Here is a 17,746-nt window from a genome sequence, read left to right on the forward strand (position 1 = left end):
GTCAAAGGAGTGCCTGTCTATCATAACACAAAAAATGCAGAAAAAAAGCCCTCACGGGCCTATTTAACAGAACTGTCTATTCATTGTAACAAACTCGATTACTTGAAATAGTTTGTTAGGTCTCTGTCACAAAACTGACACAATCTTCTCGTTACTTACTCTCAAAAATACGAGTAATATCTGCTAGTTCTTGAATCCTGTGATTCTCTTCATAAGACGACTCTAAAAAGTTGATACTTTGAATCCCGCTATTCTGGGCAAATTCCACATCCAAAGTCCGATCCCCTATATAATAGGTCTTCTCATGATCCAACTGATACTTGTCTATCAGATAGGTAGCCGCTTCTGGACTTGGCTTCCGCGCAAAGCCACTCTGACTGGTTAGAATCTCTGTAAAATAGGATTCCAACCCCAAGTCTCTTAGAATGGCAAAAGCATTATCCCCCTTATGAGTATAGACAAACTGCTGAATCCCTGTTTCTTTTGCCCAAGCTAACACTTCACGCGCACCTGGCATCAAGGCTACCTGAGCATTCTTTTCAGCCAAACTCTGGGCACGCACCTGATTGAGCACTTCCACATCCAGTTTTCTCTTTTCTGCCACCTGCACAAGCAAATTCTGCACCGAATACTTGAGGATAAACTCTCTCACTTTCTCCTTATCATAAGGAATAGAAAACTGAGCAAAAGTCTCCTCAATCCCAGATAAAATCGCTTCATAAGAGTCCAATAAAGTCCCGTCTAAATCCCAAATAAAAGCTGTTTTTTGCATTTCCTATCCTTTCAAGCTCATATAACGCTGGTAACGGTAGCGTAGAAATAACCAACGAAAACCATTATCCAAAAGAGTTCCTGCCCAAATACCAGGCAAACCCCAACCAAGAACAATTCCCATCAGATAAGCTGTCCCAATACGGATACACCACATTCCTATACTTGTTGCATAAAAAGGAAGCCGAGCATTCCCCAACCCCTGCCAAACAGCCGTATAGATAACTGTCCCTGTCGCCATGGGAGTACCAAGTAGTGAAAACAGTGTCACTAGCACACTAGCCTCCACCGCCAGAGTATCAATCGTATAGAGATGAGTCAGTGGTATTCCTAAGGCATAGATACTGAAGGTCAGGGGCAACATGAGAAACAGAGAAAGCCAAAAGGTTTGCTTGCTCAAACTAGCGACTCTTTCCCAGTTATTCTCTCCAACTGCTCGGGCCACCAACATAACCGTTGCCGTAGCAACTCCAAAGGCAGGCATATAGTTAAACTGGGTCAAAACCTCCCCTATTGCATTTCCAGCCACTGCCTCCGTCCCAAAAGACACAACCAAAGCAATGATAACGACATCTCCAGCCCTCATCATAAGCCGCTCTCCAGCTGCTGGTATTGCCAAAGTCAGTAAATCTTTATCCAGTCCAAAAGTCGGTTTCGTATAAGGCAGTTTTAATTGTGACCACAGAATCACAAGACCAACCAAACGAGACAGAATAGTCCCCCAAGCAACACCCGCTATCCCCATATTCAGTACAAAAATAGCTAGACTGGAAAAGAGAATATTCAAGGCATTGGATAAGAGACTCACATAGAGGGGCAAACGCGGATTATGCGTTGCACGAATCAAAGCACCCAGACTCGTCATCAATCCCAAAAGAACAATCGATCCGCCTACCAAGGATAGATAGAGTCCGCCACTCTCAGCTACATCTCTCTCCGTTCCCAAGAGTCCAATCATCTCTTGCCCAGCGAAGATAGACAAAGCTCCTAAAATGAAACTTAATAGTAAAGTAATTTTTAACGCCTCAGTCACATGATAGGCTAGCTTAGACTGATCCTTCTGCCCAATACTTTTTGAAATAACACTAGAAATAGCTGCCCCAAGAGCAATGAAAATTGCCTGATAAATGGTGATGATATTACCAGCGACTGATACACCTGAAATAGCTATCAATCCTAAATGAGCAACCAAATAACTGTCCACCATTTCCATGAGCATCTGCAAAAAGTTTTCACCCATAGCTGGCAATGCAATATTAAGAATCTCTTTATTTTTCTTAAACAATCTCTCCTCCTGATGAAAAGAAACTCAGTTGGTTTCCCAACCGAGTTTACTTCCTCTGTCTTAAAGTTCTAGATAAGCCTCAACCGCTGCTTGCATATCAGCAGCTGCCACGGTTGTCTTGTGACGAACTGGAGCTGTTTCAAGCCCATCAACTGCTGGTGGTACTGCAACACCTGAGATTTCATGTAATTGAGCCAAGGCTTCAAAATCTGTCAGACCTGATTTCCCTGTTACAGCTTCAACTGCAACCACTGGGAACTTATATGGACTAGCTGTTGAAGCAATCACTGTCTTAGTCGCATCGCCGGTAGCCGCTTGGTATTTTCTATAAACAGCTGAGGCAACCGCCGTATGTGGATCCTCGATATAGGCATCTGTATCATAAACACGTTTAATTTCTGCCGCAGTTTCTTCCTCAGTCGCATATTCAGCTTCAAAGAGTTCCAGAATCTCAGCATCAAAGTCTGTCAATTCATATTGTCCTTGTGTACTCAAGGCATTCATGAGTTCAGCTGTCTTAACCGCATCGTTCCTCAAAAGATGGAAAATCAAACGCTCCAAGTTTGAAGATACCAAGATATCCATAGATGGACTAGTCGTTACCTTAAACTCACGTTTCTTGTCGTAAACACGTGTCTTAAAGAAGTCTGTCAAAACATTGTTGTCATTTGAAGCACAGATTAATTTGCCAACTGGCAGACCAATTTGTTTAGCATAAAAGGCAGCCAAGATATTTCCAAAGTTTCCTGTTGGTACTGTGAAGTTGACCTTATCACCAGCCACAATTTCACCAGCCTTAACCAACTGACCGTAAGCATAAACATAATAAACAATCTGTGGTACCAAACGACCAATGTTCATAGAGTTAGCTGATGAAAATTGCAACTTGTTGGCAGCTAATTTTTCACGGAGAGCCACATCATTAAACATATGTTTCACATTGGTTTGCGCATCGTCAAAGTTACCGTCAATGGCGATAACATGAGTATTGTCGCCAGTCTGAGTGGTCATTTGCAACTCTTGTACCTTGCTGACACCATCCTTTGGATAAAAGACGATAATCTCAGTTCCAGGCACATCCGCAAACCCTGCCATAGCAGCTTTCCCAGTATCACCAGATGTGGCTGTCAAAATGACAATCTTGTTCTCCAAGCCATGTTTCTTAGCAGCAGTCGTCATAAAGTATGGCAAGATAGACAAGGCCATATCCTTGAAGGCAATCGTTGAACCATGGAAGAGTTCCAAGTTGTATTGGCCGTCTAATTTCACTAATGGTGCGATAGCTGGAGTATCAAACTTGCTATCGTAGGCATTGTTGATACAGTAGTCCAACTCCTCGGCTGTAAAATCATCTAAAAAAGCTGACAAAACTAACTTAGCAACTTCCTGATAAGAAGCATCTTTCAATTTGTCAAAGTCCAAATCTACCTTTGGATAAGTGACGGGTGTAAACAAACCACCGTCCGTTGCCAAACCTTGCAAAATTGCTTGACTGGCAGTTACTGTATTATTGGCATCACGCGTTGATTGATAAACTAATGTCATTACTCTCTATCCTTTATCTATAGTCTCTTCCATTATATCATGATTTTTCAGAAAATTCTCCCTTTATAAGAAAAATTATAATCCCAATTCTTCTTTCAAAGGCTCTAAATAAATCATTTCTTGTTTATTTCTCATCTTCAGTCCTTCCTCAGCTAGCAAGAGTAAGTCTTTTGAAAACTCTATAATCGCAGTTTTCTCCTCATCTGTAAGCTTCTTCTTAGAAAATTGTCGTCTTAAAAACTTATAATTTCGCCCAAATTCTTTAAAGAAAGGTACTATTTCTAAGTAAGATTCAAGTTTGTCTAAATTAACCAACAATCCTAAGTGAAAGGCTGCTGAAGTAAATGTCCTATCAAGTGGCTGTGTACACACACTACGAAACTCGACCGTTCCTCGAGTCGTTAAGTCTTGGTACTGATAACTACGATGGGTTTCAAAATCCTTCTCTTGGGGGTAAATAATAACCTCATCCCCATTCAGAGCAAAAGCCTGGATTTCAGGTGTAGATAAATAGTCCCCAGCCTGAATAGGATAAAAATAATAGGTCTGCTCATCACGTTCCGCAGTAAAAATTGCAGAATGATCTAGATAGTCAAAAAAATCAGCTTCATCATTAAAGAGTCTAGCATTAACCCCAACATTCTCTGTATAGATACCATGCATGGATTCTTCCCAGAAAATATCCCTTGAAATTTTCGTATCCCAATCCGCACCCGAAAATTCAGAGTTCGAAAATAAATAAGCCTTAGCCACTTCAATTTGAGTAAAAGCATTAATCACCCGTAAGTAGTTGGATTTTGAAACATCCAACTGAACCTGACTCCCACAGATAAAAGCACCATATTCAGGGAATTGATGTAAGTCTGATTTAATCACATTTCTACTCAAATTCAAATAGTCCATCAACATCTGATAGCGTGGGTAAGCAACTGGACAATTCTCATTTTTATCCCAGTTGGGATGAATACCACAGCCAACAATAGCATGATTTGATTCAGCTAACTTCTTCTGGATTGCTTCCATATAAATACTAAAACGTTCTTCAACCTCTTGTATCGTTTCAGCCTTACCAAATGCAAACTCAATTGTAGTATAGGAAACTTCAAATAAAATAGCATCCTGACTTACTGGATCCACTAACTGAATAGGATTTCCAAAATGATCAACCTTTTCTACAGTTAAATGCAAATCAGAAACTAAATATCGGAATAAGTGCTTGATAACTTCAACATCTGTAGCATCCCCTTCTAAATTTGTAACAGGATATTCCAGCTCAATCCCGACAAACAATTCAGGATTTTCTTTAATATTTTTCAAATACCGATGTTTTAATAAATCGATAGAACGAGACATACTTCCCTACACTTTCATAATCTAGATAAAATTTGAATAACTACTATTATACCAAAAATTATATAAAAAAGGAACGAAGATTTACAACGTTCCTTAACTCTATACTATACCGGCGGCCGGGGTCGAACCGGCACGTCCTTGCGGACACTGGATTTTGAGTCCAGCGCGTCTGCCAATTCCGCCACGCCGGCAAATAGTAACTGGGGTAGCTGGATTCGAACCAACGCATGAGGGAGTCAAAGTCCCTTGCCTTACCGCTTGGCTATACCCCAATAATATAAAATAGGCGAGTGATGGGGATCGAACCCACGCATGCCAGAGCCACAATCTGGTGTGTTAACCACTTCACCACACCCGCCATAATCATATTAACACGGGCAGTAGGAATTGAACCCACACTGAAGGTTTTGGAGACCTTAGTTCTACCTTTAAACTATGCCCGTAACTAAAATAATGGAAGGGGAGGGATTCGAACCCCCGAACCCGAAGGAGCGGATTTACAGTCCGCCGCGTTTAGCCTCTTCGCTATCTCTCCTACAATCAACATGGACTATTATATCATGAAAATTTCAAAAAAACAAGACTTATTTTGCTAAATTATAATTTTCAATCAAAATTTCCACAGCTTTTTCCAATTTTTTATAAAAACTATCGACATTCCCATTCTTTATGATGGCAAATTGTCCGTCTAATTCGGCAATTTCTCCGATAACTTTTTTACCGATTGTCAATGTATAACCTTCAAAACTGTCTTTACCAACATTAACTTTGGCATCTGCTACTTGAATTTCAATTTTTTTATCTTTCTTGCTCATTTCATACCTCTCTTCACTTTTTCTATTTTACAAGAAAATCCTAAAACTAGCAAGAAAAAACTCTATATCATTCCAAGTCTGATATAGAGTTTTTCTGCTTTATTTAATGTGTTTTTCTAGTTCTTTTTGGTACTTACCGTTTGATTCCAATTTTTCTTTTTGCCATTTTTTCAGTGCTTCTTCATATTCTTTTGTAGTAACGATATCTTTTTGCAATTTCATTCCTTTAAAGATATATGGGTCACCCTTAATACCAACTTGTGAGTATGGTTTTGAGAATGGCACTACATTACTTACAACCGGAGAACCACCAGATGAGGCTGTTGGCATCAATAATGAACTATCTGTCAACCAAGCTTGAGCCTTGGCATATTTTTCATAGCGTTCTTCAAGATTTGTAGTTTCTGAATCTGCATCATCCAATAATTTCTTATATTGGTCCAAACCAAGTTTCGCTACAACATCCTTATCTTTTCCTTTAGTGATACCAAGGTGTTTCATAGCAGAACCTGATTTAGGATCCATGATATTCAAGTAAGATGCTGGGTCCTGATAACTTGGAGCCCATCCTGTACTGTTCAAATCATAGTCTTTTTGAGAAGGAACACGCGCTTGAGAAGTGATTGTTTCCTTTTCATTATCTGTCATTTGAAGAACATCAATGACAACATTTTCAGCACCAAGAGTTGATTCGATAGACTGTTTGAAAGAGTTACTTTGTTGAACGGCGATGGTATCTGTTTGTTCAACTGGGACATCAAGGTGAATTGGGAAGGTTACTCCTTTAGATTCCAAGTCTTTCTTAGCTTTTTCGAACGCAGCTTTAGCCTTGTCAGGGTTGTAGATAGAATCCTTACCGTCAACTAGCTCAACACCTTTCCACTGGTCACCATAGTTCACCAACTCTGCTTGGGCGATTTGTCCAAAGTTCTTACCACCTGCTTGTACAAAGTTGTCAGGAACGAGACTATTACGAATGATCTTATCCGCACCATCTTCACCATTTAGCTGGGCAGCATAAGAATGGCGGTTGAAGGCAAAGTTAATAGCCTGACGGAAGTCCTTATTAAGCATAGCTTCTTTAGTAGAAGTCTTTTGCTCTTCACTCGTTTTCGCAGTTTTATTGTATGACTGACGATTCACGTTAAAGGTGAAGTAATAACTACTTGAGTCCTGTGGGCTATAAGTAATTTTATCTCCGTATTGTTCCAAAGTTGAAGCAAAGTTTGAGCTACTTGGGAAGAGACGAGCTGTCGTATAGGCACCTGAAGAGAAGCTACGAATCAAAGATTCCTGATCAGAACCATCGTAGTAGGTCAATTTAATCTTCTCAATTTTTACCTTTTCTTTATCCCAGTAGTTTGGATTTTTCTCATATTCGATCAACGATTTAGAAGTCAAGGTCTTCAAGATATAAGGACCATTGTAGAGAATCCCTGCTGGAGTAACCGCTCCATAATCTTTACCTGATGCCTTCAAAAACTCTTCATTTACAGGCAACATAGTTGCTGTTGTGACTTTAGAGTTCCAGAAGCTTTCTGGTTTGTTTAGGGTATATTCGACTGTGTAATCATCCAAGGCCTTGACACCAACTGTAGAGAAATCGTTGGTTTCACCAGTCATGTAGGCATCCAAGCCCTTGATTGAATTTTGGATGAGAGAGACACCGTCTGACTTACCGTCAGCTACGTGTTTCAATCCTGTCACAAAGTCATGGGCTGTTACTTCTGCATATTCTTCACCTTCAGAAGTGTACCATTTAACTCCTTTACGAAGTTTATAGGTATAAGTCAAACCATCTTTTGACACAGACCAATCTTCAGCCAAGGAAGGAATAACATTTCCATATTGGTCGTTTTCCATCAAACCATCAACCACGTTCCCGATGACATCTGTTGTAGATGTACGAGTCGCTATACTATAGTCCAGAGATGCTGGATCTACTGCATAGACATATGAAAATGTTGTCGGTGCATCTGCTTCTTTATCAGCTTTTCCACAAGCTACTAAAAGAGCTGTTGTGCCCAGGACCACTCCTGCTGTTAAGAGCCACTTTTTCGATTTCATAAAAAATCTCCTTTTGTTTATTTTAATCTACTTTTACAATCCAACCTTCTGGCGCTTCAATATCACCAAACTGAATACCTGTCAATTCATCATAGAGTTTACGAGTCACAGGACCAACTTCTGTTTCACTATAGAATACATGGAAATCATCACCGTGCTGAATTCCACCAATTGGTGAAATAACTGCTGCCGTACCACAGGCACCTGCCTCTACAAAACGATCCAGGTTATCAATTGGGACATCACCCTCAATAGGAGTCAAGCCCAAGCGGTGTTCTGCCAAATAAAGTAAAGAATACTTAGTAATAGATGGCAAGATAGATGGACTCAATGGTGTTACAAATTCATTATCAGCTGTAATTCCAAAGAAATTAGCTGAACCGACTTCTTCAATCTTTGTATGAGTTGATGGGTCTAGGTAGATAACATCTGAGAAATGGCGTGTTTTAGCCAATTTCCCTGGCAAGAGACTGGCAGCATAGTTCCCACCAACCTTAGCCGCACCTGTACCATTTGGAGCGGCACGGTCGTATTCATCCTGAATCAAGAAGTTAGTTGGGACCAAACCACCCTTAAAGTAATTACCAACTGGCATAGCAAAGATGGTGAAAATGTATTCCTCTGCTGGTTTTACCCCGATAATATCTCCAACACCAATCAAAAGGGGACGAAGATAAAGGGTTCCACCTGTTCCATATGGTGGTACGTATTCTTCATTCGCGCGGACAACTGCCTTACAAGCTTCTACAAACATATCTGTCGAAACTTGTGGCATCAAGAGACGATCACAAGTACGTTGCAGGCGTTTGGCATTTTCGTCAGGACGGAAAAGTTGAACACTACCATCCTTAGTACGATAAGCTTTCAAACCTTCAAATGCTTGTTGGCCATAGTGAAGACTTGGAGAAGACTCTGAAATATGCAAAGTTGCATCCTCTGTAAGTTCTCCTTGATTCCATTGTCCATTTTTAAAATGAGCAATATAGCGATAAGGTAATTTCATATAGGAAAAGCCGAGATTTTCCCAATCAATCGTTACTGTCATATTCCACTCCTTATTCTAAAAACCTATTTCTTTTATTCTACACTATTTTTCTAAAATAGCAAGCATATTTTGTAATTTTCAGAAAATTTCTTCAATAAAAAGAACCAGCTCTTAGAACTGATTCTTCATTTCACTTATTTGACTTCTGTAAATACTTCTTTAAGATAAGCGTCAAAAACTTCTTCATCTGAAATAGTATCAGAAATGAAGCTTCCGTTGCTAGTGCGTTCTGACAAGTTCAAGTCTTGCAATCGGCTTTCATAGATTGTTCCTTTGTTTGATTGAACAAGCAGAGTTTGGTCGTTCTCTTCCACATCTGTGCTGAAGAGATCACCAATAAAGCCTTGTTCTGCAACTGCTCCTGCCAAGAAGACACGATGCGGTTTGTTTTTCAACTCACGCAAGACTTGTAAGCCACGTTTGGCACGGCTGGTTGCCGAAATTTCGTCAATAGAAACACGTTTCAAACTTCCACGTTGGGTCAAGAGATAGAATGATGAGGTGTTACAGATAAAGGCGGATTGGAGGACATCATCTGCTTTCAGGTTCATAGCTTTGACACCTGCAGCCTTAGCACCGACAACTGGTACCTCTTCGATATTGAAACGCAGGGCATAACCGTTTTGACTAATCAAGAGAACATCGTCTAGTTTAATCGGAGTCACTGCCACAATCTGGTCTGTCTCGTCTTTGAGCTTAGCATACTTGGCAGACTTAGATTTATAGGTCCGCCATGGAGTGAACTCTTTTCGCTCGACACGCTTGATTTGACCAAGACGAGTCGCAGCAAAGTAGGTTGTCGCATCATCAAACTGATCCACGACTTCCACATAAAGGATTTCTTCGTTCGTTTCAAAGTTTGTGATGGTTTGGCTTAGATGCTCTCCGATGTCCTTCCAGCGAATATCTGCTAATTCATGGATTGGTCGATAGATGACATTTCCAAGACTTGTGAACATCAAAAGGTGCTGGGTGGTCTTAGCAGCTTGTACAAAGATCAAACGATCATCATCACGTTTGCCAATTTCTTCCAGAGTGGAAGCTGCAAAGGAACGTGGACTAGTACGCTTGATGTAACCGGCCTTGGTCACGCTGACGTAGGTATCTTCCTCAGCAATCAGACTAGCTGTATCAATCTCGATTACTTTTGCAGTGTCTTCTAAAGAACTCAAACGCGGAGTCGCAAATTTCTTCTTAACCTCACGAAGTTCTTTCTTCATGAGATTGTACATCGTCCGTTCATCACCAATAATAGCAGCAAGCATGGCAATCTTTTCACGAAGTTCTGCTTCTTCTTCCTGTAAGACAACCACATCGGTATTGGTCAAACGGTAAAGTTGCAAGGTAACAATGGCCTCAGCCTGCTCTTCTGTAAAATCATAGCTGACCTTGAGGTTTTCCTTGGCATCAGCTTTATTCTCAGAAGCACGGATAAGGGCAATGACTTCGTCCAAAATCGAAATTACACGAATCAAACCTTCGACGATATGGAGACGTTTCTCAGTCTTTTCCTTGTCAAAGCGTGAACGCGCCAAAATTACTTCACGACGGTGGGCAATATAGCTAGACAATATAGGCACAATTCCAACCTGACGAGGGGTGAAATTGTCAATCGCTACCATGTTGAAGTTGTAGTTGATTTGCAAGTCAGTGTACTTGAAAAGATAGTTGAGAACGAGCTCTGTATTAGCGTCTTTCTTAAGTTCAATAGCGATACGAAGACCGTCACGGTCAGACTCATCGCGAACCTCAGCAATACCTGCTACCTTATTATTGACACGAACATCATCAATCTTCTTGACTAGATTGGCCTTGTTGATTTCATAAGGAATCTCAGTGACAACGATTTGTTCCTTACCACCTTTTAGCTTTTCAATCTCAGTCTTGGAACGAACAACCACGCGCCCTTTCCCAGTTTCATAGGCCTTCTTGATTTCATCACGACCCTGGATAATCCCTCCAGTCGGGAAGTCTGGTCCAGGTAAGAATTCCATGAGTTTGTCCACCTTGGCAGTTGGATGATCAATCATGTAAACCGCCGCATCAATGACCTCAGCCAAATTATGAGGTGGAATATCTGTGGCATAACCAGCCGAAATACCAGTCGAACCATTAACCAAAAGGTTTGGAAAGGCTGCTGGCAAGACTGTCGGCTCTTTCTCGGTATCGTCAAAGTTCCAAGCAAAAGGAACGGTCTTTTTCTCGATATCCTGAAGAAGATAACCCGCAATCTCAGACAAACGCGCCTCAGTATAACGCATAGCCGCAGGCGGATCTCCGTCCATAGAACCGTTATTACCGTGCATTTCGACTAGAATCTCACGGTTCTTCCAGTCCTGAGACATACGGACCATGGCATCATAGATAGAACTGTCACCGTGTGGGTGGAAATTCCCCATGATATTACCGACAGACTTAGCCGACTTACGATAGCTCTTGTCAAAGGTATTGCCATCTTTATTCATAGAATAAAGGATACGACGCTGAACCGGCTTCAAGCCATCACGAATGTCTGGCAAAGCCCGGTCTTGAATAATATACTTAGAGTAGCGACCAAAGCGCTCTCCCATGATGTCCTCAAGGGACATGTTCTGAATGTTAGACATAATAATTCTCTTTTTAGTGTTTTATTGTAAAGTAAATCTATATTTTTAAATTTAACTGTTTCTTTGTAGGTAGTGAGAAAAGAAGAGCAATCCTACTAATCCTAGAATGAACAAAAGATTAATTTTAATAACAAATAAGCTAAGTAGGGTATTAATTAGGCCGTGAAAAATGGCGCAAAAAAGGACCGACTTAGTCTTTTTGAAAAGAGCTGCTAGAAGAATACTGAGATAAATTGCAAATAGACTGAATAATATAAAAGGCATCCCACTTTGGGAACTTCCAATCACAAACCATAAAGGTACATGCCATATTGCCCAAATACAACCTGTTATCAAACCGGAAATCCAAAAGGAGAATCTAGTTTCCAAAATTGGTTGCAAGATGCCTCGCCATCCCAATTCTTCTTCGCCACCATAAACACAGACTGCACTCAAAAAAACAACAAACAAATTTCCTAGTGGAAAAGCCGTATTAAGCTCCGTAGATGAGAAAGCAATGACACCTGTCTGCACGAAAATTAGTAAAAGAAATAACAAAATATGTTTCTTTGAGTCCCCTAAGATAAAAGAGACTATGCTTTTAATGGATTTTTGAGGAAAACAAGAAATGGCTGCAATGGTTGGACCGAAACCTCCTAGTAAATGGAGAAAAACTCCTAGTGGACTTGTTAGACTTAAGAGGCTCATTTGCGTCAGAAAAGCGAGTAATCCCCAACCAAATCCCCAAGAAATGAGAAAACTAATCAGTAAAAATTTTGTTATCTTATTATTTTGTAAATGTTTCATTTGTTTCGAGTCTCTCCTCAGCATACTCAACCATCCTCTCCGCAACTTCCTTATCGTAGTCAAATCCCATTTTTTGAGCAAGGGACTGAGCCTCTCTGTGGAAAAATTTCATTGTAGCGTACAAAGATTGGGTGAGTTTTTCTATACTTGAAAAATCAAGCAAATCTGAGAATTCCTTTTCTTTCTCAGTTGGTAAATAATTAAAGAGATATTTATAACTCTTGCCGACGTCTACTGTTTCCTTATCACTTGCTACCTGCCAAGCTAAGACTTTTAACAACTCTTGCTGACAAATACCGTAGAGATGGTCGGTCGCATATATGATTTGCTTGCGACAGATTCCTTTGACTACGTAGGCTGACACCCACCAAAATTCATTACAGGAATTTTTAAAATCTGTCTCAGTAGTTAGATGTATCCAGAAACGCTTTGGACTGGGAGAATATGACTCAAACAAGCCCTTCTCGTCTTCTAAAACAGTAAATCCAGCTTCACTATCCACCCACTCTTGAATATGTTCTTTAGGGCAAAGAGTCAAATCGATACGATTTCCATCTTCAAAAAGCATGAGATAAAGACAACGATTACCAAGACTGACTTCTTGCTCAATAATGCGTTTCCCAAACTGATTCAACCAAGAAAGGTCACTCGTCAGATTATCAAAATCATCCACAATATAGACCACATCATAGTCTTGAAATTCATCTTTTGGAGCTTTGGGACAAGCTCGCGAACCAGACATGGCGACAGCTTTGACTTGTAAAATTTTAGCAGTCTGTAAAATCAGATCTAGCATTTCTGTTTCAGCTCTCATGTTGATACCCATTCATTAAAAAGTGACTTAAAACACTGTCGCTTCTTCCAGCGTAAACTTGACATTATCCTCAATCCACTTACGGCGTGGTTCGACCTTGTCACCCATGAGGACATTGACGCGGCGTTCTGCGCGTGCTAGGTCTTCGATAGTGACACGGATAAGGGTACGCGTTTCTGGGTTCATAGTTGTTTCCCAGAGCTGGTCCGCATTCATCTCACCAAGACCTTTATAACGTTGGAGTGTAGCACCTTTACCAAACTGTTTGCGGAGTTCTTCTAGTTCTCCGTCCGTCCAAGCATAGGCTACTTCTTCTTTCTTACCCTTACCTTTGGACATCTTGTAAAGAGGCGGAAGGGCGATATAGACATGACCTGCCTCAACTAGCGGACGCATGTAGCGGTAGAAAAATGTCAAGAGTAAAGTCTGAATGTGGGCACCGTCTGTATCCGCATCGGTCATGATAATGATCTTGTCATAGTTGGCATCTTCAAGGGAGAAGTCTGCTCCGACACCCGCACCAATGGTATAAATCATGGTGTTGATTTCCTCATTTTTAAGGATATCCGCCATCTTGGCCTTGGCTGTGTTGATAACCTTACCACGAAGAGGCAAGATAGCTTGGAACTTGCGGTCACGACCTTGCTTGGCAGAACCACCGGCAGAATCCCCCTCGACTAGATAGAGTTCATTCTTAGCTGGATTCTTGGACTGGGCAGGTGTTAATTTCCCTGACAACAGGCCCTTGTCTTTTTTATTTTTCTTACCATTTCGGCTCTCATCACGCGCCTTACGTGCCGCTTCACGAGCGTCACGGGCCTTGATAGCCTTGCGAATGAGATTAGAAGCCAATTCCCCATTTTCCATAAGGAAGAAGGTCAACTTATCCGCCACAATGCCATCCACAACGGGACGAGCAAGTGGACTTCCTAGTTTGTCCTTGGTCTGACCTTCAAACTGGAGGTGTTCTTCTGGAACCAAGATAGAAAGAACGGCCGCTAGTCCCTCACGATAGTCTGACCCTTCAAGGTTTTTATCTTTTTCCTTGAGAAGACCTGTCTTACGCGCATAGTCATTCATGACCTTAGTGATAGCAGACTTGAGTCCTGTCTCATGCGTTCCACCGTCTTTAGTACGAACGTTATTAACAAAGGATAGAATGTTATCTGAAAATCCATCATTGTACTGGAGAGCCACTTCCACTTGGAAACCATTATCTTCTCCTTCAAAGTAAAGAACTGGCGTTAAGGTCTCCTTGTCTTCGTTAAGATAAGAAACAAAGTCCTGCACCCCATTTTCATAGTGAAACTCGATCGCTTCATCTGTTCGCTCGTCCGTCAAAGACAAGGTCACATTTTTCAAGAGAAAGGCTGATTCATTAAGACGCTCTGAGATGGTATTGTACTTGAAATCTGTCGTAGAGAAGATCGTCGCATCAGGCATAAAAGTAACCTTGGTACCTGTTTTAGACTTGGGTGCTGTACCGATTTTCTTCAGAGTCGTGACAGGTTTTCCACCATTTTCAAAACGTTGCTTGTAGATTGCACCATCGCGAGTGATTTCAACTTCTAGCCAACTTGAAAGAGCGTTAACAACGGAAGAACCCACCCCGTGGAGACCACCAGATGTCTTGTAGCCACCCTGACCGAATTTCCCTCCGGCGTGAAGAATGGTAAAGATAACCTCAACTGTTGGGATTCCCATAGCGTGCATTCCAGTCGGCATCCCACGTCCGTGGTCTTGAACTGTTAAACTGCCATCTTTATTGATTGTCACATCAATACGGTCACCAAATCCAGACAAGGCCTCATCGACTGCATTGTCGACGATTTCCCAGACGAGGTGGTGGAGACCTGCCCCATCAGTCGATCCGATATACATCCCTGGACGTTTACGGACCGCATCCAACCCTTCTAGCACCTGAATGGCATCATCATTATAATTGTTAATATTGATTTCCTTTTTTGACACAAGGAACCTCCTATTCGTTCATCTTTACTATTCTACAGGTTTTCTAAGGATTTTGCAAAATTTTTCTTTCTCCGCTGTGACAATTTCAGAAGAGATTCTCTGCCTTTCTTCTCCATTTCATGATATAATAGGAGTATGATTACAATAGTTTTATTAATCCTAGCCTATCTGCTGGGTTCGATTCCGTCTGGTCTATGGATTGGACAAGTATTCTTTCAAATCAATCTGCGCGAGCATGGTTCTGGTAACACTGGAACGACCAATACTTTCCGCATTTTAGGCAAGAAAGCTGGTATGGCAACCTTTGTGATTGACTTTTTCAAAGGAACTCTAGCAACGCTTCTTCCAATTATTTTTCATTTACAAGGCGTTTCGCCTCTCATCTTTGGACTTTTAGCTGTAATCGGCCATACCTTCCCTATCTTTGCAGGATTTAAGGGTGGTAAGGCTGTCGCAACCAGTGCTGGTGTGATTTTCGGATTTGCGCCTATCTTCTGCCTCTACCTTGCGGTTGTTTTCTTTGGAACCCTCTATCTTGGTAGTATGATTTCACTATCTAGTGTCACAGCATCTATCGCGGCTGTCATCGGAGTTCTACTCTTTCCACTTTTTGGTTTTATCCTGAGCAACTATGACCCTCTCTTCATCGCTATTATCCTAGCACTTGCTAGCTTGATTATCATTCGGCATAAGGATAATATCACACGTATCAAAAATAAAATTGAAAATCTTGTCCCTTGGGGACTGAACTTAACCCATCAAAATCCTAAAAAATAAAACGCCAGTTTGAACAGAACTGACGTTTTTTTGTATGCTTATTTTGATTTGATATAGTTGATACCATCTGCTTTTGGTGCGACTGCTTTTCCAAAGAAGGCTGCCAAGACAAGAATTGTCAAAACATAAGGTGCGATTTGAAGATAAACTGTTGGCACTCCTTGTAGGAATGGTAATTGAGAACCGATAACAGCCAAACTTTGTGAAAGCCCAAAGAAGAGACTAGATAGCATGGCTCCGATTGGATTCCATTTTCCGAAGATCATCGCAGCAAGAGCGATAAATCCAGGTCCAACAATAGTTGTCACTGAGAAGTTAACTGAGATGGATTGAGCATAAATCGCTCCGCCAATTCCACCTAGGAAACCTGAAATAATAACCCCTAAATATCTCATCTTGTAGACATTGATTCCCAAAGTGTCCGCTGCTTGTGGGTGTTCACCGACAGAGCGGAGGCGAAGACCAAATCGAGTCTTGAAGAGGATAAACCAAGCAAAGAATGAGAAGGCAATCGCGATATAACCTAGCAGACTCGTTGACTTGAAGAAGATATCACCAATCACTGGGATATTTGCTAAGACTGGGAAGTCAAAGCGTCCAAAAGTCTGACTTAAGTTATCTGTTTGTCCTTTATTATAAAGAACTTTCACTAAGAAAACAGCCAAGGCAGGCGCCATCAAGTTCAATACTGTACCGCTGACAACATGGTCTGCACGGAAATGAACCGTCGCAGCTGCGTGGATGATAGAGAAGAGACCACCAACTAATCCTGCCACAAGCAAGGATAACCAAGGAGTTGCTGCGCCAAATTGTTCTGCAAATTCAAGGTTAAAGACGACTCCAGAGAAGGCTCCCATAACCATAATTCCTTCAAGGCCGACGTTTACCACACCACCACGTTCAGAGAAAACACCACCAATACTTGTAAAGATGAGGGGTGCTGAATAAATCAGCATAGAAGACACCAAGAGGGTGAGCAAGGTTGTAATAGACATCTTTACTTACCTCCTTTAACTTGTTTTTTAGGCTTGACAAAGCGTTCGATAAGGTAATGAACACTGACAAAGAAGATAATAGACGCTGTTACAATGCTGACAAGCTCAGACGGTACCTGCGCCGCATTCATACCAGGAGCTCCAACTTGGAGAACACCAAATAGGAAGGCTGCAAAGAGAATACCAATTGGTGAGTTTGCTGCAAGCAGACTAACCGCCATCCCGTTAAATCCGACAGCTAATGACGACCCCTGAACATAAACGTTCTGGAAGGTTCCAAGTCCTTCAACAGCTCCACCAAGACCTGCCAAAGCACCTGAAATAATCATTGAGAGGATAATCGTTCGTTTTGCAGAAATACCAGCGTATTCTGAAGCATGTGGATTAAGACCAACAGCACGGATTTCAAAACCAAGAGTTGTTTTCTTGAGCATGAACCAAATAACTGCAACGGCAATGATGGCAAAGAAAATACCAATATTCATCCGCGAATTACCAGTCAACTCAGACAACCAAGGTGTCTGATAGGTTGCATTAGCCCCAACACGAATGGTCGAATCTGTACTTTGCATAAAGTCTTTAGGGAAGGCATGGATAAAGGCATTTCCTACATACAATACAATGTAGTTCATCATGATGGTCACAATGACCTCTGACGTCCCTAGATAGGCTCTCAGAATACCCGGAATCGCGCCGACAATTCCACCAGCAATCAGGGCAATCACGATAGTTGCTAGAATCATCAAGGGACGTGGCATATCTGGATGCAACAGGGCAAACCAACCACTGAGAATCCAACCTGCTAAAGCCTGACCAGGAAGTCCGACGTTAAAGAAACCAGCACGACTGGCAACAGCAAAGCCAAGACCAATCAAGACCAAAGGCCCCATAGCACGGAAGATTTCTCCAATCCCAC

The 17,746-nt window shown here is 41.4% G+C and carries 14 protein-coding genes and 5 tRNA genes; 1 reads left to right on the forward strand and 18 read right to left on the reverse strand.

Annotated elements, in window-relative coordinates:
• Positions 1–151: 151 nt before the first annotated feature.
• From QZ565_RS03235 to parE, 16 genes are all read right to left on the reverse strand, one after another.
• Complete coding sequence (locus QZ565_RS03235) at positions 152–772, reverse strand: HAD family hydrolase (protein WP_295525522.1); 621 nt, start codon at positions 770–772, stop codon at positions 152–154.
• Positions 773–775: 3 nt separating this feature from the next.
• Complete coding sequence (locus tag QZ565_RS03240; RefSeq protein ID WP_295525525.1) at positions 776–2,056, reverse strand: MATE family efflux transporter; 1,281 nt, start codon at positions 2,054–2,056, stop codon at positions 776–778.
• Between the two features lie 60 nt (positions 2,057–2,116).
• Entirely contained in the window at positions 2,117–3,601 is a 1,485-nt protein-coding gene (gene thrC / locus QZ565_RS03245; protein ID WP_295525528.1) for a threonine synthase, read from the reverse strand.
• Between the two features lie 75 nt (positions 3,602–3,676).
• Positions 3,677–4,954: a gamma-glutamylcysteine synthetase gene (locus QZ565_RS03250; RefSeq protein ID WP_295525530.1), complete on the reverse strand. Its 1,278-nt coding sequence runs from the start codon at positions 4,952–4,954 to the stop codon at positions 3,677–3,679.
• Positions 4,955–5,061: 107 nt separating this feature from the next.
• A tRNA-Leu gene (locus tag QZ565_RS03255) sits at positions 5,062–5,145 on the reverse strand.
• A 9-nt stretch (positions 5,146–5,154) separates the two neighbouring features.
• A tRNA-Gln gene (locus tag QZ565_RS03260) sits at positions 5,155–5,226 on the reverse strand.
• Between the two features lie 13 nt (positions 5,227–5,239).
• Positions 5,240–5,312, reverse strand: a tRNA-His gene (locus tag QZ565_RS03265).
• 14 nt (positions 5,313–5,326) lie between these two features.
• Positions 5,327–5,397 (reverse strand) — tRNA-Trp (locus tag QZ565_RS03270).
• Positions 5,398–5,408: 11 nt separating this feature from the next.
• Positions 5,409–5,489 (reverse strand) — tRNA-Tyr (locus QZ565_RS03275).
• A gap of 49 nt (positions 5,490–5,538) precedes the next feature.
• Positions 5,539–5,769 (reverse strand): DUF2969 domain-containing protein, encoded by a 231-nt coding sequence (locus QZ565_RS03280; protein ID WP_000037113.1) that lies wholly within the window; start codon positions 5,767–5,769, stop codon positions 5,539–5,541.
• 99 nt (positions 5,770–5,868) lie between these two features.
• Positions 5,869–7,836, reverse strand: coding sequence for a peptide ABC transporter substrate-binding protein (locus QZ565_RS03285; protein ID WP_295525554.1), 1,968 nt, complete (start codon positions 7,834–7,836; stop codon positions 5,869–5,871).
• Positions 7,837–7,858: 22 nt separating this feature from the next.
• On the reverse strand, positions 7,859–8,881 hold the full coding sequence (locus QZ565_RS03290; RefSeq protein ID WP_295525557.1) for a branched-chain amino acid aminotransferase: 1,023 nt from the start codon (positions 8,879–8,881) through the stop codon (positions 7,859–7,861).
• 134 nt (positions 8,882–9,015) lie between these two features.
• A complete protein-coding gene (parC, locus tag QZ565_RS03295) occupies positions 9,016–11,487 on the reverse strand; it encodes a DNA topoisomerase IV subunit A (RefSeq protein ID WP_295525560.1) in 2,472 nt (823 codons plus the stop codon).
• Positions 11,488–11,538: 51 nt separating this feature from the next.
• Positions 11,539–12,273 carry a type II CAAX endopeptidase family protein gene (locus QZ565_RS03300; protein ID WP_295525563.1) on the reverse strand — a complete coding sequence of 245 codons (735 nt, stop codon included), beginning with the start codon at positions 12,271–12,273 and terminating at the stop codon, positions 11,539–11,541.
• Complete coding sequence (locus QZ565_RS03305) at positions 12,254–13,087, reverse strand: aminoglycoside 6-adenylyltransferase (protein WP_295525566.1); 834 nt, start codon at positions 13,085–13,087, stop codon at positions 12,254–12,256. Before QZ565_RS03305 ends, QZ565_RS03300 begins: the two co-directional genes overlap by 20 nt.
• Before the next feature lie 27 nt (positions 13,088–13,114).
• A complete protein-coding gene (gene parE, locus QZ565_RS03310) occupies positions 13,115–15,058 on the reverse strand; it encodes a DNA topoisomerase IV subunit B (protein ID WP_295525569.1) in 1,944 nt (647 codons plus the stop codon).
• 135 nt (positions 15,059–15,193) lie between these two features.
• Between parE and plsY the strand changes: the two genes are divergently transcribed.
• Positions 15,194–15,835 carry a glycerol-3-phosphate 1-O-acyltransferase PlsY gene (plsY, locus tag QZ565_RS03315; protein WP_295525572.1) on the forward strand — a complete coding sequence of 214 codons (642 nt, stop codon included), beginning with the start codon at positions 15,194–15,196 and terminating at the stop codon, positions 15,833–15,835.
• A 38-nt stretch (positions 15,836–15,873) separates the two neighbouring features.
• On the opposite strand, the gene QZ565_RS03320 is transcribed toward plsY, so the two are convergent.
• Together QZ565_RS03320 and QZ565_RS03325 are read right to left on the reverse strand one after the other, a co-directional pair.
• A complete protein-coding gene (locus tag QZ565_RS03320) occupies positions 15,874–16,830 on the reverse strand; it encodes an ABC transporter permease (protein WP_295525575.1) in 957 nt (318 codons plus the stop codon).
• A 2-nt stretch (positions 16,831–16,832) separates the two neighbouring features.
• Positions 16,833–17,746: ABC transporter permease (locus QZ565_RS03325; RefSeq protein WP_295525578.1), on the reverse strand; the 914-nt coding region annotated here is incomplete at its 5' end.

It is taken from the genome of uncultured Streptococcus sp. (assembly GCF_915066115.1).
Classification (GTDB): Bacteria; Bacillota; Bacilli; order Lactobacillales; family Streptococcaceae; genus Streptococcus.

Coding starts and splice junctions, on each gene's coding strand:
- parC (WP_295525560.1), bottom strand. CDS start 11,487: ATGTCTAACATTCAGAACATGTCCCTTGAGGACATCATGGGAGAGCGC.
- plsY (WP_295525572.1), top strand. CDS start 15,194: ATGATTACAATAGTTTTATTAATCCTAGCCTATCTGCTGGGTTCGATT.
- QZ565_RS03250 (WP_295525530.1), bottom strand. CDS start 4,954: ATGTCTCGTTCTATCGATTTATTAAAACATCGGTATTTGAAAAATATT.
- QZ565_RS03280 (WP_000037113.1), bottom strand. CDS start 5,769: ATGAGCAAGAAAGATAAAAAAATTGAAATTCAAGTAGCAGATGCCAAA.
- QZ565_RS03305 (WP_295525566.1), bottom strand. CDS start 13,087: ATGAGAGCTGAAACAGAAATGCTAGATCTGATTTTACAGACTGCTAAA.
- QZ565_RS03320 (WP_295525575.1), bottom strand. CDS start 16,830: ATGTCTATTACAACCTTGCTCACCCTCTTGGTGTCTTCTATGCTGATT.
- QZ565_RS03285 (WP_295525554.1), bottom strand. CDS start 7,836: ATGAAATCGAAAAAGTGGCTCTTAACAGCAGGAGTGGTCCTGGGCACA.
- QZ565_RS03290 (WP_295525557.1), bottom strand. CDS start 8,881: ATGACAGTAACGATTGATTGGGAAAATCTCGGCTTTTCCTATATGAAA.
- thrC (WP_295525528.1), bottom strand. CDS start 3,601: ATGACATTAGTTTATCAATCAACGCGTGATGCCAATAATACAGTAACT.
- QZ565_RS03235 (WP_295525522.1), bottom strand. CDS start 772: ATGCAAAAAACAGCTTTTATTTGGGATTTAGACGGGACTTTATTGGAC.
- QZ565_RS03300 (WP_295525563.1), bottom strand. CDS start 12,273: ATGAAACATTTACAAAATAATAAGATAACAAAATTTTTACTGATTAGT.